Here is a 20,391-nt window from a genome sequence, read left to right as displayed (position 1 = left end):
GACCTCGTGCCCGTCCCGCAGGTCCGCCGCGAGCCGTCCGGTCCCGCATCACCTGTCGGGTCCGCCGAGCACGGCGCGCAGGACGTCGTGCACTCGTTCGGCCGCGCGTCCGTCGCCGTAGGGGTTCACCGCTCTGCGCATCGAACGGTACCGGTCCTCGTCGTCGAGGAGCGCCGCGAGCTCGGCCCCGACGACGGCGCGGTCGGTGCCGATCAGCCGGGAGGCACCGGCCTCCAGCGCCTCAGGACGCTCCGTCGTGTCGCGGGTGACGAGGACCGGCGTCCCGAGGCTCGGTGCCTCCTCCTGCACGCCGCCCGAGTCGGTCACGATGCAGTGCGCCGCCTGCATCGCCCGGCAGAAGAGCGGGTAGTCCAGCGGTGCGTCGACCAGGACGCGGTCGAGACCGGCGAAGGCGGGCTCGATCGCCGCCCGGACGATCGGGTTCGGGTGCAGGGGCGCCCAGACGAACACGTCCCTGCGGTCGCGGACGGTGTCGGCGATGCCCGCCGCGGTGTCCGCGAGACCGCTCTCCCACGACTCGCGACGGTGCCCCGTGACGAGGACGATGCGCTGCCCGGCGTCGACCGCGGCCTGCACCGGTCCGGGCAGCGGCGGTGGGGACGTCTCCAGCGTCTGCAAGAGCGCGTCGATCACGGTGTTGCCGGTCACGTGCACCGTTGCCGGGGCGGCGCCCTCGGCGAGCAGCTGCTCGGCAGCGCGCTGCGTGGGAGCGAGGTGCACCGAGGCGAGCTGCCCGATCACCCGGCGGTTCGCCTCCTCCGGCCAGGGCGACCACAGGTCCGAGGAACGGAGCCCGGCCTCGAGGTGCGCGACACGGACGTGCGCGTAGTGGGCGGCGAGCGCCGTGACCGCGGCCGCCGACGTGTCGCCGTGCACCAGGACGAGGTCCGGCCGACGCCGGGCGATGACCGAGCCCACCGCCGTCATGGTGCGGGTGGCGAGGGCGGTGAGGTCCTGTCCCGGTACGGCCACGTCGAGGCGCACGTCCGGATCGACGCCGAACGCGGTGAGGATCGGCCCGAGCAGACCGGCGTGCTGCCCGGTGTCCACCACGGTGGTGTCGAACGCGGGGTCCGCCCGGAGGCGCTGGACGACCGGGGCGACCTTGATGGCCTCCGGTCGGGTCCCGAAGACGACCATGACGTGTGGGTTCACCGTGTGCCTCCCGAGGCGGTCGGTCGGGGTCGGTCGAGTCGACGGGGCGCCCGGTGTGCGGAGCGGCGCACGGCTCCCTGCGGCTCGAGGTGCGTCGCACGTCGGACGGGGGCGGTGCGGCGTCGCGCTCCGCGAGCGGACCCGCTGCGCGGGGTGGCGATCCTGCGCGCGAGGAGCGCGGCGGAGAGCGGGATGCTCACGAGCAGGAGCATGTTGAGCAGGTCGGTGACGAGCAGGTGCTTGTAGATCTCGGACGCCCCCTCGGAGAGCATCACGGCCCAGAACTGCGCCCACGTCGCGACCGTGGTGACGACGACCGTCGCCCCGAAGGCCGCTGCACGGTCGCCGAGCTGCCTGCGGCGGAACGCGAGACCGAGTCCGAGCGCGAGCGCGACGATCTGCAGCAGCACGATGGCGAACGGGACCGTGCCGAGCAGCGCCGACAGGACGACGACGAACGGGAAGCGGTGCTCCTGCTGCCACGGCTCGGCGCCGACGTCGGGAGGGTACGCGCCGACGTAGCCGAGCACCGGCTGCGTCATCGCCTCGAGCCCCCGGTCCGCCATCCCGACGAGCCGGGCAGGGTGGGTGACGTAGAACAGGGCGATCCTGCCCTGCGAGACCTCCTCGGTGAACCGGGGGAAGTCCGGCCGGTGGACCGCGGCGTTCTCCGAAGCGACGGTCGTACCGCTGCTCGACGCCCAGTCCGCCGGCAGGCCGAACCACCGGAGGTCGCCCTCGGGGTCCGGGCTGTGCGGGAGCATCTCGACGAACACCGCGTTGTAGGTGTTGAGCAGGGCGAAGTGCCGCGGTTGGACGGCCGCGTACCCGACGGCGACCGCGGCCAGGACCACGACGAGGGATCCACCCACCAGCCGGGGGACGACGCGACCCCGGGGCCGGGGCGCTCGTTGGCTCCGCGAGCGCAGCGGGGACCAGAGCAGTGCGAGGGCCGCGGCGGGGAGCAGTGCGACCATCTGGGTCTTCGCGGTGATCGTGAAGGCCGTCGCGAGCGCGAAGAGCAGCATCCCCCACCACGTCGGATCGCCTCGCCGCCACATCGCCAGCAGGCTGACCACCATCGCCAGGACCCCGAGGAAGCACGCGGCCTCGGAGTACGGGGAGACGAAGAACCGGGCGAAGACGCCGTCACCGACGACCGCGACGACGAGCGCGGCAGCGATCAGCCGGAACAGGGGACGACCGGGCAGGAACGCAACGAACAGCGCGATCAGCACCCCGAGGAGGAGCACGCAGACGATGCCGACCGCACGCGTGTCGATCCCGTCGCCCCACCCGAACAGCGGTGTCAGCACGACGGCCGGCCACACGAGCAGCATCTGCGACGACACGTACGGCTCGCCGGACCCGCCCGCGCCGCACGCCTCCCCGGCCCACCGGTGCGGGACCCACTGCGTGAACACGTACTGCGTGCTCGCGGTGTAGTCGTACGGAGCCGCGTTGGCGACCCCGAACGCGCACATGAGACGCTGCCCGTCGCCCTGGTCCCCCATCCCGACGACGGTCGGGACGAACAGGTGCAGGAGCAGCACCGCGACGGTGAGGCACCCCGCGACCACGGCGGTGGCCCACCGGGAGCGCGGGTCCTCGGCCGGGCCACCGGGTGCGACCCACCGCCAGACGAGCAGCAACCAGGCGCTCGCGGCACGCCGGGAGCCCCGGGTGGGCGCGGCCGGGGTGGTCGTGCTCGGCGCAGCAGGTCCCGCCGCCGCGGATCCCGCCGCGATCGCGGTCGGCGCCGTCGGGGTCGGCGCCGTGGGGGCCGCGTCAACCATCGCTGGTCGGGAGGAACGCTCCCGTGGTGAGTCCGGCACGACTGTCTCCTCCGACGGCGCAGTGCAGTGAGTAGGTCCCGTTCGTCTGCTGCACGGCCACGCCCGTGACGAACGTCGTCGGGTAGTCACCGACGTAGGGGCCGCACATCCGCTCGACGTCCTGCTGGGTCGGGGCCCCGGTCGAGACGTCGAGCCAGGCGTTGACGTCCTGGCTGCTGTGCGGCGCCGAGCAGGGCACGGCCGTCCCGGTCGGCTGCCACGTGCCGTCCGGCCGGGCCTCCTGTCGGTAGCACTGCCGGACGGCGGCGGACGAGCGGGTCGGGAGCACGCCCTCGAGCGAGCGGGTCACGGTGCGCGGACCGCCACCGCCGCCGGTGAGTCCGACCGCGCACGTCACCCGACGGTCGCCGTCCGCCCACTCGGCGGCGGTCGGCCAGTACGCCCACGTCGCGAGCGGGACGACCCCGTCACGTTCCGCGGCCCCCACGAACGACCGCGCCTGCTCGTACCCGCACGAGCGGCTCGCGATCCGCTGCAGGACCTGCTGCGTCGGGCGTTCCCGTTGGTCGGCTGGCGACCCCGTCAGCTCGGTGGTCGAGGAGACCTGCAAGGTGTGCTCGTCGTCGCAGTCGACGGCCGGAGCACCCAGACTGACCGCGGTGACCTCGGCGAGGTAGCGGAGGTCGAAGCAGGTCCCGACGGGTGCCGGCGTCGAGGCGGTCGGCGGCTGCCGGTCCAGCACGGCGCACCCCGCTGTCGCGGCGACGACCACGACGACCGCCGCCGACGCGGCGGCTCGACCGACCGCGCGGGCGATCGACGCTCCGGTCCCCCGTCCCATCAGGCCCGCCGCCGCCCACCGCGACGCACACCCGCGGCGCGCCCCGCGCCGACGTCGCCCTGCGGCACCGGACCTCGGGCCCGGCGCCGACCGCGGACCGACACGACGACCTGCATCAGCACCGCACCGGCGAAGCCGAAGATCACGAACAGCGACCCGACGTACTCGTGCACGACGTCGAAGCCCGCGGTGCCCCACCGCTGGAGCGCCACCGAGGACCCGACGTACCGGATCACGTTGCAGACGACCGCGATCGCCAACGCCCCGGTCAGGGCCAGGGCCGCGCGGTGGAACGGCACCGAACCGAGCAGCATGAGCACGCCGCCGAGTGCGAGCAGCGGGACGAGCAGGACCACCGTCGAGCACATCGGCGTGATCTGGATGCCGTGCACGTCCTGCGTCCCGATGCCGAAGTAGATGACGTCGACGGCCGCGTTCGACCGGCCGTCCGTGAACTGACCGACGACCCAGGCCGTGATCTCGGCCTCCACGACGCGGAAGGTCGGTTGGACGACGAGCAGCGTCGCGGCCAGCGCGAGGAGCAGCAGACCGACGGCCCGGCGGGGGCCGGCGGACGAGACGACGGGGGCGGTCACGGCGTGCGACACGTCAGGCCTCCTTGGCGACGAACAGGTGGTCGGTCTCCGCGTTGCGACGGGTCTTCGCCCAGCCGTTGCGGGAGGTCAGGATGCGGGTGAAGGCCCGCGGCACGCAGACGTAGCTCTGGTACATGTAGATCCAGTAGCCGAGGGCCCAACCGAGCGTGGTGCCGAGGCCGGTCCGTCCGCCGATGTGCCGGCGGTAGATGAGCGGCCAGAGCGCGAACGGCGCGATGCCGGTGATGACCACGAGCGGCAGGAGCCACCAGGCCTCGGCGAACCAGGCCCAGAAGGAGCCCTCCGAGACCGAGCCCTGCGCGATCATCGCGATGAACACGGTCGGCCAGAGCAGGACGCCGGCCATCTGCAGGTACGGCTGGACCAGGAAGTAGCTGGCCTCGAGCGCCCCTGCGTTGGTGACGTGCGGTGAGGTGAATATCCGCAGGAGGTACCGCGCACACTGCATGCCGCCCTGGCACCACCGCGTGCGCTGCGTGAGCAGGCGTCGTGTGCCGGGGAGGGCCTCCTGTTCGACGTGCGTGTCGTGCAGGTACACGTTCCGGAACCCGGCGAGCATCACGTGCACACCGAGCTCGTAGTCCTCGAGCAGCGACCCGTGCCACGGCGTCCGTTCACCCTGCGCGATGGCGTCGAGTGCGCTGAGCCGGGTGAACTGCCCGTTCCCACCGAGTCCGACGGAGAGTGTCCGGCCGCGCAGGCACTGCATGGCCGCGATGGTCGTGCGGAACTCGATGTCCTGCATCCGGATCAGGTACCGGGACCACCAGCGGCCGAGCCGACCGGGGGCCGCGCCGGCAGGGTCCCGGTCGTCGCGGTTCGACATCCACACGGCCGCCTGGCAGGCGCCGGTCGCAGGGTTCCCGAAGGCGTGGCGGCCAGCGGCCTGCCGGAGGGCGTTCTCGGCGAGGATCCCGTCGGCGTCGACGACCACGACGACGACCGCCGCACGGTCGGTCCCCGCCGGGAGCCACGCGTCGAGCTGCGCGTACGCGGCGTTCAGCGCGTCGCCCTTGCCGGTCCGCGCGGCCGGGCGACGGCGCTGCACGAGGTGGACGTTCGGGTCGATCGCCGCGCGCGCGGCGATGATCTCCGCGGACCGGTCGTCGCTGTCGTCGTCGATCACCCAGACGTGCATCGCCGGGAACCGGGAACGCATCCGCTCGATGGTCGCGCCGATGACCACCTCCTCGTCCCGGCAGGGCACGAAGGCGTGCCACGTGAACGCCTCGGCGTCGCCCTCGCGGTCAGGGCGGCGGCGGAGGAACGGCACGAGGATGGCGAGGACGTACGCCAGGAAGATCACGAGCAGGACGAAGGCCAGGATCTGCGCGGACTCGGTTGCGGTCACGGTCGACGGCTCCAGGGTGGTCGAGGCCCGTGGCACCACGCCTCGGGAACGGCGCGGTGCCACGGGAGGGGCCGACCGTGGTGAGGGGTCGACCGCAGGTGCCGGACGGGGCAGGAGCCCGTCGGCGGGGCCGGAGCCGCCCGTGGGGCGACGACCGGTGGGGACCGCTGGGCACGAACGCTGTCGTGTGACGGTTCCCGAGGGGCGCGGCACCGTCCCCGGACGGTGCCGCGCCCCGAGCGGTGCGGCGGCGGTCCCGGCGCGCTACCCGAGCGGGCCGGAACGCTGCTGGCGTCGTCGGTAGAGCGTGCGGATGCCGATGAAGGCCACGATCGCGATGCCCACCGCCAGCAGGAGGAAGGGGCCGAAGGTGGTCTGCGACCCGGCGATGACCGCGCCGCCGGTCAGCACCGCGGGTCCGACGATGCCGCTGCCGCTGCCGGTGTACATCAGCGAGCGACCGCGAGGGCCCGACGACGACGGACGATCGTGAGGGCGAAGGCCGCGGCGACGAGCAGACCCACACCGCCCGCGATCCCTGCCGAGGCGGGGTTCGCGATCGGCACGGCCGCACGACCGGCGTTCGGGCCGACGGTCGCCGAGGCGAGGTCGACCGTGGTCAGTGCACCGGCGTTCAGCAGGCCGACGCGGAGCGCGGTCTGCGTGAAGGACCCGTCGGCACCGTTGGCCTTGACGTTCACGTTGAGCTGCGCGATCCCGTCGATCGCGGTCCCGAGCGGGCCGGTGAGCGTCGAGTTGAGCCCCGTGAGGACCGGCGTCAGCGTCGCGGTCGCGATGCTCAGGACGCCGGACAGCGTTGCGCCGAGCACCGGCCCGAGTCGTGTGACCTCGGCCTGCGCCTGTGCGAGCACGCCGTTGACAGCGGACGTGACCTGCGTGGTCACAGCTGCGGGGACGAACTGGAGCAAGTTCGTGTTCGGCGGCAGCTGGTTGACGTCCGACACTCCGGCGGCCGTGAGCAGTTCGGCCAGCGAGACCTGGACGGTGCCGTCAGCCGAGATCGGGTTGGCGATCCCGAGTGCAGCGGTCACGGGCTGCAGCGCTCCGCGCAGTGTCGACAGCGTGTTCGACAGCGTCGTCCCACCGACGTTCACAGTGAGCGCGCCGACCGTGTACTGGCCGGTCTGGGCACCGTCGACGGTCTGTCGTGCAGAGGCGGCGAGCGCTCCGGCACGGACGTCGAGGCTGACGGCGGACGCCGGCGCTCCGACCGTGATCTGCGCGCTGCTGTTGCCCGCAGGCGCCCCGAGGTTCGACGCCGAGACCTGGTTCGACGCGACGCCGACCAGGCTGGGTGCCTGGCTGACCGCGCCCGAGAACGCGGCGGAGGACCCGTCGGCGTTCGCGACCGCGTACTGCCCGACCGCGCCGAGCTGGATGATGCCGTTGTTGCCGAACAGGTTCACGCCCCCGCTCTGCAGCCCGACGGACTGCAGCGCCGTGGCGTCGAGCGGGGTGTTCGCGACGACGTCGGTCGAACCGTCTTCGTTGATGGCCGACGCGCCACGGAGCGACGCGATCGAGTCGAGGGTGCCGGTGGTGAGCAGCGTGGTCGACACGAGTCGGCCGTTCGCCTGGGAGACCACGGGCGCTGCCTGCGCCGCGGTCGGGATGAGGAGGGTGAGCGCGACTCCGAGAGCGGTCGCCGAAGCGAAGCCCGCGGAGGTCGCGGCAAGGGTGTGCCGCGGCATGGGGGAAACTCCATCTGATCTCTGGATGAGGACCCGCCTGGTGAGAGCGAGCCGTACGGATCCGCCTGGTGAGGACGGATCCTGGCCCCGTTCCGCTGGTGAGACGGAGTTGAGGCGATCTCGACGCTAGCAGGAAGCACAGGAAGAGCACGACCCTCGGTTCGTGCCCCTCTTCGGGGGTCGACGGAGGGTTCCGCTACAGCGCGGCCTGGCCGTCGGCCGCGGCGAGCGTGTTGTCGACGGCGGAGCGCACGAGGGCACCGAGCACGCGGCCGGGGTGCTCCACGCCGATGCCGGAGAGCGTCCCGGCGGACTGGTCGACGATCGCGGTCGAGAACGAGACCGCGGCACGCACGGCGTCGGCGTACGCGGGGCGGTCCTGCTCGGTGACGACGAACGGCTCCGCGCCCATCTCGACGACGAGCGCCTGCGCGATCGGCAGCACGGGCGCCGGAGCGGTCACCGCACAGTAGGCGTCCCGTAGCCGAGCGAGGTCGACGCTCGTGCCGGTGAAGGCCATCGCGGGGTGGATCGCGAGCGGGATGGCGCCTGCGGTCAGGGCCGGCCGCAGCACCTCGACGCCGTGGTCCGGGCTGGTGTGCACGACGAGCTGCCCGGGCTGCCAGATCCCGGCGTCGGCCAGGCCCTGCACCAGTCCGGCGAGCTGGTCGTCCGGCACCGCGAGCAGCACGAGCTCGCTCCGCTCGACCAGGTCGGGGGTCGCCAGGACGGGTGCGCCGGGCAGCATCGCCTCGGCCCGGTCGCGGCCGGCGTCGGACACGGCCGTCACGCCGACCACCGCGTGCTCGGCGTTCGCGAGGGCCGCCCCGAGGACGGGCCCGACCTTCCCCGCGCCGACGATGCCGACGCCGAGTCGTCCGGCCCTCACCGCACCGCTCCGGGCGGCGGGACGTCGGACCAGCGGCCTGGAGGCGCGCCCTGCGACCCACCGTCGGCCCGCCACGTGCCCGTGGGGGCCGGACCGGCGGTGGTCGGCACCGTCCGTCCGTGCGGGGCGTGCGTGGCGGGGGCGCGGTGGGCCTCCCGGGCGCGCCAGCGGTGCGTGGTGTCGGCCGCGGCCGCCTCGACGGCGCGGTGCGCGGTCTCCGACCACAGGCGTTGCGCGTCCAGCGCGTCCAGCGCGCCGATGCGTGCGGACACCGGACCGGCCACGGTGTGGACGTGCGCGGTCGCGAGCCGGAGCAGCCGCTCGAGCGGGCCCTGCTCGACCTTCACGCTCTGCACCCGCGGCAACGGCACGATCACGAGCGACCGCCAGACGGCCCCCAGCCGGAGCAGCACCGCACCCTGCACGAAGCGGTAGCCGTTGCGGCGGAACGACAGCGGACGGAGCCAGGCACCGCGGCGCGGTGAGTGCACGAAGCCACCGCGGTCCCCGGTCGTGGTGAGGCTGTCGTCGACGACGTTGACGGCCTCGGACGAGCCCTCGCGGAGTTCCTCTCGGGACGCCGTCGGCCCGGCCACGGCGGTGCCGACGAGCCCCGGCAGGATGATGTCCAGGACCTGGCGGACGTCCTCGGCGCGGCCGACCGGCAGCACGATCGACGAGACCTGCTGGTTGGTCGATGCGCCGTTGCCGGCGTTCGTCGCACGGTTGATGCGGACGTCCCACCAGCCGAACGGACGCCACAGCAGCGGCTGTGCGACGCTCACGGCGTGGATGCGGCCCGGCGGCAGCGTCTCGTTCGAGGTCGAGACGAGCCCGAAGCCGATGCGGATGCCGTCGCGGGTCTCGGCGATCGTGTACTGCAGCGAGCGCGAGAACTTCCGGACCGTGTAGCCGCCGGCGCCGATCACCACGGGGAACAGGCCGATCAGGATGCCGTACTCGCCGGTGATCGCGATGCTGACGATCATCGCCACGATCACCACGACGAAGAAGACCGTGGTGCCGGAGAGCAGCATCGACCCGATCAACCGACCGGGGTGCACCTTGACGACGCGCGTCGCGTGCACCGCGGCCGGGTCGAGCTCCGGCGAGAACAGCTCGTCGACGCGGTCCTGCAGCACACCGTTCGACGCTCGTGCGTCGGTCCGCTCGTCGTCCTGCGCCCCGGAGGCGAGCACGAGGATGCGCTGCCGCAGGTCGTCGGCCGCCCGGGCCCCGAGGTACGCCAGCTGCACGTTGGCGTCGTTGCCGGCCTGGGCGATCTCGAGCTTCGCCGTCCCGAAGATCCGCGGGACCACGGGCCGCGAGATGTTGATGCCCTGGATGCGGTCGAGCCGCGCCTTGCGGTGACTGCGGAACAACACGCCGGAGCGGACCTCGACCACGTCACCGGTGACGCGGAACTCGTGCATCCGCCAGGAGACGTAGAAGAGCCCGATCAGCACGACCAGGACCACGACCACCCCGAGCAGCACCCAGCCGACCGCGCCGTGCTCGTACACGTAGCGGACCGGGTCGCCGTCCTCCTGCGGGGCCGGGCCGGGGACGAAGAACTCCAGCAGCTGGTCGCGCAGGTTGCTCAGCGTGTAGCCGAGCACCACGATCAGGAAGATCCCGCCCTTGAGCAGCGGTGTCAACGGGTGCAGGCGGTGCCACTCGCCGTCCGTCAGCGGAGCCGCCGCGGCGGCGTTGCCCTGCCGCGGCGGCGCGGGCGGGGGCGGTCCGGGTCGGAACGTCACGACGCACCCTAGAGCCCGGCGCGGCGGGACTCGGCGAGCTCGACGAGCCGGTCGCGCAGCTCGTCGGCGTCGGCGGCGGGGATGCCCGGGATCCGGACGTTCGTCGCCGCGGCGGCGGTGACGAACTTCAGCTCGCTGAGCCCGAGGACCCGGTCGAGCGGCCCCCGGTTCACGTCGACCAGCTGCATGCGCCCGTACGGCACGGCGGTGAAGCGCTGCCACATCAACCCGCGGCGCAGCACGAGGTCGTCGTCGCGCAGGGCGTAGCCGATCGCACGGACCCGGCGGGGCGTCAGGACGGCGGTGACGAGCGCGACGAGGGCGACCACGATCGCGATGCAGCTCCACACCGTGCCGGCCGCACCCCCGAACCCGCCGAAGAGCACCGCGAACAGCACGCACCCGGCCGTCACGATCACCCCGATCACGATCGTGCTGACGAGTTCGGTCCAGACCAGCTTCGACGACACCCGCGTCCACGTGGTCCCGGTCAGGCCGAGGCCCGGCTCGTCGAGTCGTTCGAGCGGCATCTCGGCCTCCTGCGGTCGTCGGTCAGTTCGCCGTCGTCCCACCCCGCGGCAGGTCGTCGTCGTCCTGTGGTGGCGGTGCCATGCACATCCGCTCGGCGACGAGCGCACACACCACGAGCACGAGACCGCCCCCGACCGCGACGGCGTTCGGCAGCACCGAGCCTAGCGGCGGCAGGGCGGAGCGGGTCAGGAGGTACAGCAGCAGCCCGGCGGCGAACGCACCGAACAGTGCGCCGGCCAGGCTCGAGGCCTTCGCCAGCACGACCACGCGGGTGGCGTACAGCGGGTCGACGGGGTGCTGCCGGCCGGCACCGTCGCGCGCGTGCCGGCGGACGGGCCGGGCCATCGCGACGACCGCGACACCGATCAGCGCGAGCGTGATGCCGAGCGGGGTCGAGAGCAGCAGGGTCGGCGACTGGCGCGAGGCCAGCACGGCGTCGAGGGCGAACCCGGCGACGGCGGCGACGACCGCGACGCTGATCAGGGTGGAGGCTCGGGTCGGCTTCACGCGGGCGTCTCCGACCCGGCGGCGCGCGCGGGCGCGGGCGCGGGCGCATGCGCGTCGGCTGCGGTCGCGTCGGCGACGGGCGCTGCGTCGAACAGCCGTGGCTCGTCGACACGCTCGGTGTCGTCGCCGAGGGCGTCGAGCAGGTCCGCGACCCGTCCGATCCCCGGCAGGACGGCGTCCGGGTCGGCGTCGAGCCACGGGGCGAGCACGAACGCCCGCTCCCCGCGCGCGGGTGCGGCACGGTCAGGGTCGCCGTGTCGATCCGGAGGTCGTCGACGGCGATCACGTCGAGGTCGAGCGTGCGATCGCCCCAGCGGACCTCGCGGGTGCGCCCGTGGTCGTCCTCGATCCGGTGCAGGGCGTCGAGGAGGTCGTCCGGCGACAGGTCGGTGTCCACCACGACCACGCCGTTGCGGTACCGGGGCTTGGAGTCGTCGAGCCCGTCGAGCGTCAGGGCGACGGACTCGACCTCGTGGCTCGACGCCACCGGTCGAATGCCCGGCGCCTCCGCGATCGCCTGCGCAGCGGCCCGGAGGGTGCTCCCACGGTCGCCCAGGTTCGCTCCGAGGGCGATGACCGCCCGGCTCACTCTTCTTCCTCGAGGGACACCGACCCACCGCGGGTGCGGCGGATGGTGATCGAGACGTCGGTGAAGGGCACCGTGATCGGCGCCTGGGGCTTGTGCACGGTGACCTCGACCGCGAGCGCCGCGCGGTGGGTGAGCACCGCGGCGGCGATCCGCTCGGCGAGGGTCTCGATCAGGTCGACCGGCCCGCCCTCGATCTCGGCGACGACCTGCTCGGCGACGACCCCGTAGTGCACGGTGTCCGCCAGGTCGTCGGACCCGGACGACACCCGGGCGTCGACCTCGACCGCGACGTCGACGACGAAGTCCTGGCCGTCGGCGCGCTCGTGGTCGAACACGCCGTGGTTCCCCGGGCACGGACCCCGGTCAGTCGGATGGTGTCCCTCACGATCGTGCTGCCCTCCAGGCATCCCAGACGTCGAGCACCGCACGCGTCGGTGCGGGGTCGTGCACGCGCACCCCCACGCGCCGCGTTCGGCGGCGAGCAGGCTGATGGCGGCGGTGGCGAGGTCGCGGTCACGGGGCGGTGCGCCGGCAGCGCTGCCGACCCCGTCCAGGAACCGCTTGCGTGAGGCGGCGACGAGCACCGGCAGTCCGATCGAGGCGAAGCGCTCGTAGCCGGCCAGGATCTCCCAGTTCTGGGCACCCTGCTTGGCGAAGCCGAGGCCGGGATCGATGACCACCTGCTCCTGGCGCACCCCCAGCACGATCAGCTCGGCGACGCGGAGCTCGACCTCGCGGCGGACCTCGTCGACCGCGTGGGCGTACTCGGCGTTCCGGTACATCCGGTCGCTGTGCCCGCGCCAGTGCATCACGACGAACCCGGCACCGGTGTTGCGGACGACCCGGGCCATGTCGTCGTCGGCCAGGCCGCCCGAGACGTCGTTGACGATCGCGGCGCCTGCCTCGACGGCGCGCTCCGCGGTCGAGGCGTTCATCGTGTCGACGCTCACCGCGATGCCCTCGGAGACGAGCTGACGGACGACCGGCAGGACGCGCTGCTGCTCGACCTCGACGGGCACCCGGTCCGCGCCGGGACGGGTGGACTCCCCGCCGACGTCGACCAGGTCCGCTCCGGCGGCGACGAGGTCCCGGGCGTGCGTGACCGCCGCGTCGACGGCCAGGTGCAGGCCGCCGTCGCTGAACGAGTCCGGCGTGACGTTGAGGATGCCCATCACGCGCGTGCGGTCGTCCGACCCGTCGGTGGTACCGCCGGGAGCGCGGTCACGCCGACGGCCGGTCACGATCTCCGGCACCGGAGCCGGTGCGCGGAGATCGATCGCGACCGTCGGCGGCTCCGCTGCGGCGGCCCGCGCCTCGTGCTCCGTGGCACGGGCGCGGTCCGCCTCGGCGAGGCGACGGGAGCGTCGCGTCGGCAGGTCGGTCATGCCGGCCTACGCGGGGGCGATACCGGGGTTGCCGAACGGGCGACGACGGGGCTTCGACGACGACTCGGTGTCGCCCTGCTCCGCCGCGGTCGACGCGGCCTTGCCCGGGAACTCGATCGCGGGCAGGTTCGACACCGGCCGACGGTCGCTCGACAGCCACTGCGGGCGCTCCGGGAGCTTGCGGACGTCCTTGAAGATCTCGACGAGCTCCGGCGCGTCGAGCGTCTCCTTCTCGAGGAGCTCGCCGGCCAGCCGGTCGAGGATGTCGCGGTTGTCGTTGAGCACCTGGTAGGCCTCGTCGTGCGCGGCCTCGAGCAGGGCACGGGTCTCGGCGTCGACCGTCTCGGCGATGTTCTCCGAGTAGTCGCGACCGCTGCCGCCGCCCATCTCGCGGCCGACGAACGGCTCGCTCGAACCCGAGCCGAGCTTGACGGAACCGACGGCACGGCTCATGCCGTACTCGGTCACCATCTTGCGTGCGGTAGAGGTGGCCTTCTCGATGTCGTTCGACGCACCCGTGGTGGGGTCGTGGAACACGATCTCCTCGGCGACGCGGCCACCCATGGCGTAGGTGAGCTGGTCGAGGAGCTCGTTGCGGGTCACCGAGTACTTGTCCTCGAGCGGGAGCACCATCGTGTAGCCGAGGGCCCGGCCGCGCGGCAGGATCGTGATCTTCGTCACCGGGTCGGTGTGGCGCATCGCGGCGGCGGCCAGGGCGTGACCACCCTCGTGGTACGCCGTGATCAGCTTCTCCTGGTCGGACATGATGCGCGTGCGGCGCTGCGGGCCGGCCATGACGCGGTCGACGGCCTCGTCCAGCGCGCGGTTGTCGATGAGCTGCGCGTTCGAGCGGGCGGTGAGCAGCGCGGCCTCGTTGAGGACGTTCGCCAGGTCGGCACCCGTGAAGCCGGGCGTCTTGCGGGCGAGGAGCTCGAGGTCGACGCTGGCGGCGAGCGGCTTGCCCTTCGCGTGCACCTCGAGGATCTGCTTGCGGCCACCGAGGGACGGGGCGTCGACGCCGATCTGGCGGTCGAAGCGGCCCGGACGCAGGAGCGCGGGGTCGAGGACGTCGGGACGGTTCGTCGCGGCGATGAGGATGACGTTGGTCTTGCCGTCGAAGCCGTCCATCTCGACGAGGAGCTGGTTCAGCGTCTGCTCGCGCTCGTCGTTGCCGCCGCCGATGCCGGCACCGCGGTGACGACCCACGGCGTCGATCTCGTCGATGAAGACGATCGCGGGGGCGTTCTGCTTGGCCTGCTCGAACAGGTCACGGACGCGGCTCGCACCGACACCGACGAACATCTCGACGAAGTCCGAACCGGAGATCGAGTAGAACGGCACGCCGGCCTCGCCCGCGACGGCGCGTGCGAGCAGGGTCTTGCCCGTGCCGGGAGGGCCGTAGAGCAGCACGCCCTTCGGGATCTTCGCGCCGACCGCCTGGAACTTCGCGGGCTCCTGCAGGAACTCCTTGATCTCGTGGAGCTCCTCGATCGCCTCGTCCGAACCGGCGACGTCGGCGAAGGAGACCTGCGGGTTCTCCTTGTTGTTCATCTTCGCTCGGGACTTGCCGAACTGCATGACCTTCGAGCCGCCGCCCTGGGCGCTCGAGAGCAGGAACCAGAACAGGGCGCCGATGATGAGGAACGGCAGGATGATGCCGAGCAACGACAGGAACCAGTTGCCCTGCTGCACGGTGTCGTTGTAGCCGTCGGGCAGCTTGGCGTCGTTGACCGCCTGGATGACCTCTTCGCCGCGCGGCGTGGAGTAGTAGAACTGCTCCTTCGCGTTGCCGTCCTTGAGCGTGAGGTCGACGCGCTGCTCGGTCGAGTTCACGACCACGGACGAGACCTTGCCGTCGGCGAGCTGCTCGAGACCCTTCTGGGTGTCGATCTGCTGCGTGCCGGACTGTGCGATGACGCTCCAGCCGATGAAGATGCCGACCAGCGCGATGAGCACGTAGAGGTACGGGCCGCGGAAGATGCGCTTGAAGTTCATGTGATCCGGGCGCGAGGGCCCGACACCTTTCTCTGCCGGAGTTGCGTGGAGGTCAGCATACGGCGGTGACTCTGTGGCGAGAATGGGTGTCCTCTGCGGGCGAACTCCACCCGTGCCCGGAGGGAGCCGTACGGGCCGCCCGGTGCTCGGACGGCCCGGTGGGCGTCAGGAGTAGACGTGCGGCGCGAGCACGCCGATGCCGCGCAGGTTGCGGTAGCGCTCGTCGAAGTCCAGGCCGTAGCCGACCACGAAGGCGTCGGGGATCTCGAAGCCGGCGTACTTGACGTCGACCTCGACCTTGGCGGCCTCCGGCTTGCGGAGCAGCGCGACGATCTCGACGCTCGCGGCCCCACGCGACTCGAGGTTCTGCTTGAGCCAGGACAGCGTCAGGCCGGAGTCGATGATGTCCTCGACGATGATGACGTCGCGGCCGTGCAGGTCGGTGTCGAGGTCCTTGAGGATCCGCACCACGCCGGACGACTTCGTGCCGGAGCCGTACGACGAGACCGCCATCCAGTCCATGCGGGCCTGCATCTTGAGGTGCCGCGAGAAGTCCGCCATGACCATGACGGCGCCCTTCAGCACGCCGACGAGCAGCGGGTCCTTGCCCGCGTAGTCACGGTCGACCACCGCGGCGAGTTCGGCGAGCTTCTCGTCGATCTGCTCGGGGGTGAAGAGCACTTCGGACAGGTCTGCCTGGACGTCGGAGAGTTCCACCGCACAAGCCTAACCGGCCGAGAACGCGATCCGCTCGCCGGACCGGGACGCCCGGACTCCCGGCAGGTCGATCGGTCCCTGCCCGCGCCAGTCGGTGACCAGTCGGCAGACCTCGAGCGTCTGCATCCGCGACAGCGTCACGCCGAACTCCCCCTCGACGGCCAGCCGGACGAGTCGCTGGCGGAGCGCCGGCGGGTTCGCCTGCAGTTCGGGCACCGAGAGCGAGATGCCCGCCTCGGAGTGCTCGGCGAGGTCCTCGGCCATCTCCTCGGCGAAGTGGTCGAGGGCCGCGGCGTCCTCGCGGAGCTGCTCGGCGGTGCGGGCGAGCGCCTCGGGCACCCCGGCGCCGAGCTCCCGCTCCAGCACCGGCATGAGCGCGGTGCGCACGCGCACGCGCACGTACGCGGGGTCGTCGTTGTGCGGGTCGTCCCACGGCACGAGCCCCGCGGCGACCGTAGCCTGCCGCGTCGCGTGCCGACGGACGCCCAGGAGCGGTCGCCCGTACGCCGGTCCGGTCGCGCGCCGCGCGAGCGCCGGCATCCCGGACAGCGCGTCCGGCCCGCTGCCGCGCAGCAGGCCGAGCAGCACCGTCTCGGCCTGGTCGTCGAGGGTGTGCCCGAACAGCACCAGGGGTGACCCCGTGTCGGCGGCGACCTGCGCGATCGCGGTGTGCCGTGCCTCCCGGGCGGCGCCCTCCGGACCACCGTCGGAGCCGATGTCGACCCGACGGACCGTCACCGGGTCGAGACCGAGCGATGCGGCCGTCCTGGAGGCGCGGCTCGCCACCGCCTCGCTGCCCGCCTGGAGCGCGTGGTCGACCACGACCGCGCCGGCACGCAGGTCCTGCTTCGGCGCCTCGAACGCGGTGGCCGCGGCGAGCGCGAGCGAGTCGGCTCCGCCGCTCAGCGCGACCGTGACCAGGTCGCCGGGCTGCAGCAGTCCCTCGTCGCGTGCCTGCGACAGCAGCGTGCGGACCGCCAGCCGGGTCGCGGCGACGGCCGGGTCCAACCGGGGACGCGGAGTGTTCACCCGGTAACGTTAGCCGCGCTTTCTTCCCGCACATGAGACCAGGAGCGCACCATGACCGCGTACGACGTCGTCGTCGAGATCCCCAAGGGCAGCCGCAACAAGTACGAGGTCGACCACGAGACCGGTCGCGTGTACCTCGACCGCGTGCTGTTCACCTCGTTCGTCTACCCGACCGACTACGGGTACTTCGAGAACACGCTGGCCGACGACGGCGACCCCGTGGACGCGCTGCTGCTGCTCGAGTACCCGGTCTTCCCGGGCGTGGGCGTCAAGGTCCGTCCGGTCGGCGTCTTCAAGATGAGCGACGAGGCCGGCAACGACGCGAAGGTCCTCGTGGTCCCCGCGAAGGACCCGCGCTGGCAGCACATCCAGGACATCTCGGACGTCGACGAGCAGACCAAGGCCGAGATCGCGCACTTCTTCGAGCGCTACAAGGACCTCGAGCCGAACAAGTGGGTCAAGGCCGAGGGCTGGGGCGACGCCGCCGAGGCAGAGGCCATCGTGCAGGCCGGCCAGGCTGCGTACGTGCCCGCCGGTCACTGACGCTCGCACACACGACGGCGCCCGCGCTCCCCTCGGGGAGTGCGGGCGCCGTCGTTCGTGCGGGTCGCGGGTCGCTGGTCGCCGGTCGCTCGTCCCCGGTCGCCGGTCGCCGGTCGCTACAGCGAGCCGCTCGGGCGGGCGACGTAGGGCAGGAGCTGGTTCGGCAGCCAGATGCCGCGCTCGACGACGCCGACGCCGGGGCGCGCGGCCTCGACCATGGTGCCGTAGCTCGTGACGATGCTGTCGTGGTAGGCGCCGGAGACGCTGCCGTTCGACGAGTAGAACAGGATGTCGCCGGGCTGCCGCTGCGACAGCGGCACGAGGCGCCCGATCGACTTGAAGTAGTTGTACTGCCAGACGACGTTGTGGCCACCGGTCGCGATGCCCTGCGAGTTGTACGCCATCATCACCAGGCCGGAGCAGTCCCACGTGTTCGGGCCCGCGCCGCCGAGCACGTACGCCTTGCCGAGCTGGTTCCGGGCGTAGGCGATGGCACCGGCAGCCTTCGACGGGCTCGAGACCGGCTTGGGAGCGGGTGCGGGCGCAGGGGCCGGGGCGGGCGCCGGTGCCGGGCGCGACGGGGTCGTGCTCGGCTGCGTCGTGCTCGGACGCGACGGGCTCGTGTTCGGCTGGCTGGTGCTGGGCTGGCTGGTGCTGGGCTGGCTGGTGCTGGGCTGGCTCGTGCTCGGCTGGCTCGTGCTCGGCTGCGATCCGCTCGACTGTGAGCCGCTCGGGCGCGACGGCACCGCGGACGACGAGGGGTCGGCACTGCTGCCGGAGCCGCTCGAGGTCGCCGCGTCACGCGCTGCGAGCTGCTGCTGCGCCCGCTCCGCCTGCTGTGCGTTCCAGTACGCCGTCTCGGTCGCCGTACTCGTGCCCTTGAGGAACGCCAGCTGCTCGAGCACCTCGGACTGCTGGTCCTGCTGCTCCTGCACCCGCGCCTGCGCCGAGGCCGATGCGTCGTTGGCCTCGTCGAGCGCCCGCTCGGACTTCGCGGTCGCCGCGGCGAGGGCCTTCGTCGCCGCCGACTGCTGTGCGGCGATCGACTCGACGGTGTTCTGGTCGGTCTGCGCCTGGGCGAGCACCCGCGCCGAGCGCTCGGAGAGGTGCGACACCGTGCCCACTCGGTAGAGCAGGTCCTTCGCGTCCGAGGCGTCGACGAGCATCGAGGTCGACAGGTCCCCACCGCCGGTGCGGGAGAGCTCCACGACGAGCCCCGCGACCTGCCCCGCCGACTCGTCCGCCCGCTGCTCGGCACGCTTCGCCTGCGCCGTCAGGTCGTCGAGGGACGCCTGCGCCTCCTGCTGCTGCGACACCGCCATCGCGTAGTCCTGCGCCGCCCGGAGCTCGGAGACCTCCGCGCTGTCCGCGGCGTCCTGCAGCGTCTGCAGCCGGGTGCTCAGCTCGTCCACCGTGGCCTGGGCCTCGGCGGTGTCGGCCTTCGCCTGCCGCACGTCGTCCCAGCTCGGGGCGGACGGGGCTGCCTGTGCGGGACCGGCGACGACGACCGACAGGCCGATGCCGAGGACGGCGACGACCGCGGTGCAGCCGGACAGGGTGCGGGAGGAGGGCTTCATGTCTCGCTCAGGGCCTCTCGACGGCGCTGTTGCTCATACCGAGATCCCCCGCGCTGCCATGAAGGGGACCGGGTCGACGGCGGAACCGTTCACCCGGGTCTCGAAGTGGAGGTGGCACCCCGTCGACCAACCGGTGGAGCCGATCTTCGCGATCTGCTGCCCGGCCTCGACGTGCTGCCCGACGGAGACGAGGATGCCCCCGTCGACGATGTGCCCGTACGCGGTGGAGATGCCGCCGCCGTTGTCCAGCACGACCTCGTTGCCGTAGCCGCCGCCGTTCGCCGCGAACGTCACCGTGCCCGAGTGGGCGGCGTAGATCGGCGCGTAGCAGGCGGGCGCCAGGTCCACGCCGGCGTGCAGGGCCCGGTAGTGCGTGTACGGGTCGACGCGGTAGCCGTAGGGGCTCGTCTGGTACCCGCCGGCGGGGCGGACCCAGCCGGAGGAGTTCGGCGCGCCGCCGCCCGTGCCGCCCTGGCTCGTCGCCGCGGCCTTCGCGGCCGCCGCAGCGCGGGCCGCCTCGGCTGCCTTCGCGGCCGCGACGCCCTCGTCGTACTTGGCCTGGACGTCCTGCTCGTTGGTGGTCAGCAGGGTGAGCTGGGCCTCGAGACGGGCCTTGTTGTCCGTCTGCGCGTCGACCGCCGACTGTGCCCGGTCGGCCGCGTCCTGGGCGGCCTGCATCTTCGCCTGGGCCGCGTCGGCGAGGGCACCGAGCGCGTCCTTCGCCTGCTCGGCACGGTCGGCGAGTCCCTGCGCGACACCGCGGTCCTGCGAGGCCTGCGAGTAGATGCCGTCGGCCTGCTCGGTCAGCTTCGACATCGCGCCGAGCTCGTACAGCAGGTCACCCGAGTCGGACGGGTGCGTGAGGATGTCGGTGGTCACGTCGTTCGCACTCGCGCGACCGAGCTGCGCGGCGAGCTGCCCGGCCTGCTCCTCGGAGCGCTTCGCGGTGCGGTCGGCCTCGTCCGCCTGCTGTTGCAGCGTCTGCTGCTCGAGCGTCGCGGCGTCGTACTTCGTCTGCGCCGTCTGGTAGGCCGTGCCGGCGGCCTCGGACGCCTGCTGTGCAGCCGATGCCTTCTCGGTCAGGTCCTGCAGCAACGCCTTGATCTCGGTGACCTTGGCCTGCTGGGCGTCCTTCGAGGCCTTGGCCTGCTGGACGTCCGACCAGCTCGGGTACTGCGCAGCCGATGCGGCGGAGACCGGGCCGACCGCGGCGACGGCACCGGCCGAGAGCACGACGGCGACCGCGGCGGCGAGGACGCGGCGGCGGGGGCGGGGGAAGCGGTGGGATGCAGGCGACATGGTCTCGATCTCGTAACGGTGCGGCGAGGCTCGGACACGCCACACTGTCAACAGACGCAACAGTAACAACACGGGTC

General features: G+C 72.6%; 19 protein-coding genes and 1 pseudogene. 1 reads left to right on the top strand and 19 read right to left on the bottom strand.

The genetic code is table 11. The features are described from left to right. Positions 1–48: 48 nt before the first annotated feature. The 17 genes and pseudogenes from wecB to tilS form a co-directional block, all read right to left on the bottom strand. Positions 49–1,176, bottom strand: coding sequence for a non-hydrolyzing UDP-N-acetylglucosamine 2-epimerase (gene wecB / locus LCG91_RS00750; protein ID WP_224442141.1), 1,128 nt, complete (start codon positions 1,174–1,176; stop codon positions 49–51). After that, positions 1,173–2,972 carry a hypothetical protein gene (locus LCG91_RS00745; protein WP_224442140.1) on the bottom strand — a complete coding sequence of 600 codons (1,800 nt, stop codon included), beginning with the start codon at positions 2,970–2,972 and terminating at the stop codon, positions 1,173–1,175. The genes wecB and LCG91_RS00745 overlap by 4 nt, the downstream gene beginning before the upstream one ends. After that, the gene (locus LCG91_RS00740) at positions 2,965–3,813 is read right to left on the bottom strand and encodes a septum formation family protein (RefSeq protein ID WP_224442139.1); all 849 of its coding nucleotides are present in this window, start codon (positions 3,811–3,813) and stop codon (positions 2,965–2,967) included. The genes LCG91_RS00745 and LCG91_RS00740 overlap by 8 nt, the downstream gene beginning before the upstream one ends. Next, the gene (xrtS, locus tag LCG91_RS00735) at positions 3,813–4,421 is read right to left on the bottom strand and encodes an exosortase S (protein ID WP_224442138.1); all 609 of its coding nucleotides are present in this window, start codon (positions 4,419–4,421) and stop codon (positions 3,813–3,815) included. The genes LCG91_RS00740 and xrtS overlap by 1 nt, the downstream gene beginning before the upstream one ends. A gap of 1 nt (position 4,422) precedes the next feature. Then, on the bottom strand, positions 4,423–5,781 hold the full coding sequence (locus tag LCG91_RS00730) for a glycosyltransferase family 2 protein (RefSeq protein WP_224442137.1): 1,359 nt from the start codon (positions 5,779–5,781) through the stop codon (positions 4,423–4,425). Positions 5,782–6,045: 264 nt separating this feature from the next. Next, entirely contained in the window at positions 6,046–6,231 is a 186-nt protein-coding gene (locus tag LCG91_RS00725) for a hypothetical protein (RefSeq protein ID WP_224442136.1), read from the bottom strand. Next, complete coding sequence (locus tag LCG91_RS00720; protein ID WP_224442135.1) at positions 6,231–7,493, bottom strand: choice-of-anchor G family protein; 1,263 nt, start codon at positions 7,491–7,493, stop codon at positions 6,231–6,233. Before LCG91_RS00720 ends, LCG91_RS00725 begins: the two co-directional genes overlap by 1 nt. 196 nt (positions 7,494–7,689) lie before the next feature. After that, a complete protein-coding gene (locus LCG91_RS00715; protein ID WP_224442134.1) occupies positions 7,690–8,382 on the bottom strand; it encodes a Rossmann-like and DUF2520 domain-containing protein in 693 nt (230 codons plus the stop codon). Continuing rightward, positions 8,379–10,142: a PH domain-containing protein gene (locus tag LCG91_RS00710; RefSeq protein ID WP_224442133.1), complete on the bottom strand. Its 1,764-nt coding sequence runs from the start codon at positions 10,140–10,142 to the stop codon at positions 8,379–8,381. Before LCG91_RS00710 ends, LCG91_RS00715 begins: the two co-directional genes overlap by 4 nt. A gap of 8 nt (positions 10,143–10,150) precedes the next feature. Then, a complete protein-coding gene (locus LCG91_RS00705) occupies positions 10,151–10,672 on the bottom strand; it encodes a PH domain-containing protein (protein ID WP_224442132.1) in 522 nt (173 codons plus the stop codon). 22 nt (positions 10,673–10,694) lie between these two features. Then, positions 10,695–11,180, bottom strand: a complete 486-nt coding sequence (locus LCG91_RS00700) for a DUF3180 domain-containing protein (RefSeq protein WP_224442131.1) — start codon at positions 11,178–11,180, stop codon at positions 10,695–10,697. After that, entirely contained in the window at positions 11,177–11,389 is a 213-nt protein-coding gene (locus LCG91_RS00695; protein ID WP_224442130.1) for a hypothetical protein, read from the bottom strand. Before LCG91_RS00695 ends, LCG91_RS00700 begins: the two co-directional genes overlap by 4 nt. A gap of 74 nt (positions 11,390–11,463) precedes the next feature. Continuing rightward, positions 11,464–11,769, bottom strand: a pseudogene (gene folK / locus LCG91_RS00690) (2-amino-4-hydroxy-6-hydroxymethyldihydropteridine diphosphokinase); the annotation flags it as partial. After that, positions 11,766–13,154, bottom strand: coding sequence for a dihydropteroate synthase (gene folP, locus LCG91_RS00680; RefSeq protein WP_318010446.1), 1,389 nt, complete (start codon positions 13,152–13,154; stop codon positions 11,766–11,768). The gene folP and the pseudogene folK, both read right to left, overlap by 4 nt. A gap of 6 nt (positions 13,155–13,160) precedes the next feature. Continuing rightward, positions 13,161–15,149, bottom strand: a complete 1,989-nt coding sequence (gene ftsH / locus LCG91_RS00675) for an ATP-dependent zinc metalloprotease FtsH (RefSeq protein WP_224442128.1) — start codon at positions 15,147–15,149, stop codon at positions 13,161–13,163. A gap of 165 nt (positions 15,150–15,314) precedes the next feature. Next, positions 15,315–15,866, bottom strand: coding sequence for a hypoxanthine phosphoribosyltransferase (gene hpt / locus LCG91_RS00670; RefSeq protein WP_031272831.1), 552 nt, complete (start codon positions 15,864–15,866; stop codon positions 15,315–15,317). A gap of 9 nt (positions 15,867–15,875) precedes the next feature. Then, a complete protein-coding gene (gene tilS / locus LCG91_RS00665) occupies positions 15,876–16,895 on the bottom strand; it encodes a tRNA lysidine(34) synthetase TilS (protein ID WP_224442127.1) in 1,020 nt (339 codons plus the stop codon). 51 nt (positions 16,896–16,946) lie between these two features. On the opposite strand from tilS, the gene LCG91_RS00660 reads away from it, so the two are divergent. Continuing rightward, positions 16,947–17,438, top strand: coding sequence for an inorganic diphosphatase (locus LCG91_RS00660; protein ID WP_058730187.1), 492 nt, complete (start codon positions 16,947–16,949; stop codon positions 17,436–17,438). Positions 17,439–17,554: 116 nt separating this feature from the next. Here LCG91_RS00660 and LCG91_RS00655 read toward each other — a convergent pair whose 3' ends face one another. Both LCG91_RS00655 and LCG91_RS00650 read right to left on the bottom strand, forming a co-directional pair. After that, positions 17,555–19,015 carry an NlpC/P60 family protein gene (locus LCG91_RS00655; RefSeq protein WP_224442126.1) on the bottom strand — a complete coding sequence of 487 codons (1,461 nt, stop codon included), beginning with the start codon at positions 19,013–19,015 and terminating at the stop codon, positions 17,555–17,557. 33 nt (positions 19,016–19,048) lie between these two features. Then, positions 19,049–20,314, bottom strand: a complete 1,266-nt coding sequence (locus tag LCG91_RS00650) for a M23 family metallopeptidase (protein WP_224442125.1) — start codon at positions 20,312–20,314, stop codon at positions 19,049–19,051. Between the last annotated feature and the right edge of the window lie 77 nt (positions 20,315–20,391).

Source organism: Curtobacterium sp. TXMA1 (assembly GCF_020162095.1).
GTDB lineage: Bacteria > Actinomycetota > Actinomycetes > Actinomycetales > Microbacteriaceae > Curtobacterium.
This window is presented reverse-complemented; position numbering and strand designations above follow the sequence as displayed.

Excerpts from the sequence above, each read along its gene's own strand:
- LCG91_RS00720 (WP_224442135.1), bottom strand. The coding sequence starts at position 7,493 with ATGCCGCGGCACACCCTTGCCGCGACCTCCGCGGGCTTCGCTTCGGCG.
- ftsH (WP_224442128.1), bottom strand. The coding sequence starts at position 15,149 with ATGAACTTCAAGCGCATCTTCCGCGGCCCGTACCTCTACGTGCTCATC.
- LCG91_RS00655 (WP_224442126.1), bottom strand. The coding sequence starts at position 19,015 with ATGAAGCCCTCCTCCCGCACCCTGTCCGGCTGCACCGCGGTCGTCGCC.
- LCG91_RS00740 (WP_224442139.1), bottom strand. The coding sequence starts at position 3,813 with ATGGGACGGGGGACCGGAGCGTCGATCGCCCGCGCGGTCGGTCGAGCC.
- LCG91_RS00745 (WP_224442140.1), bottom strand. The coding sequence starts at position 2,972 with ATGGTTGACGCGGCCCCCACGGCGCCGACCCCGACGGCGCCGACCGCG.
- LCG91_RS00660 (WP_058730187.1), top strand. The coding sequence starts at position 16,947 with ATGACCGCGTACGACGTCGTCGTCGAGATCCCCAAGGGCAGCCGCAAC.
- folP (WP_318010446.1), bottom strand. The coding sequence starts at position 13,154 with ATGACCGACCTGCCGACGCGACGCTCCCGTCGCCTCGCCGAGGCGGAC.
- LCG91_RS00725 (WP_224442136.1), bottom strand. The coding sequence starts at position 6,231 with ATGTACACCGGCAGCGGCAGCGGCATCGTCGGACCCGCGGTGCTGACC.
- LCG91_RS00650 (WP_224442125.1), bottom strand. The coding sequence starts at position 20,314 with ATGTCGCCTGCATCCCACCGCTTCCCCCGCCCCCGCCGCCGCGTCCTC.
- LCG91_RS00705 (WP_224442132.1), bottom strand. The coding sequence starts at position 10,672 with ATGCCGCTCGAACGACTCGACGAGCCGGGCCTCGGCCTGACCGGGACC.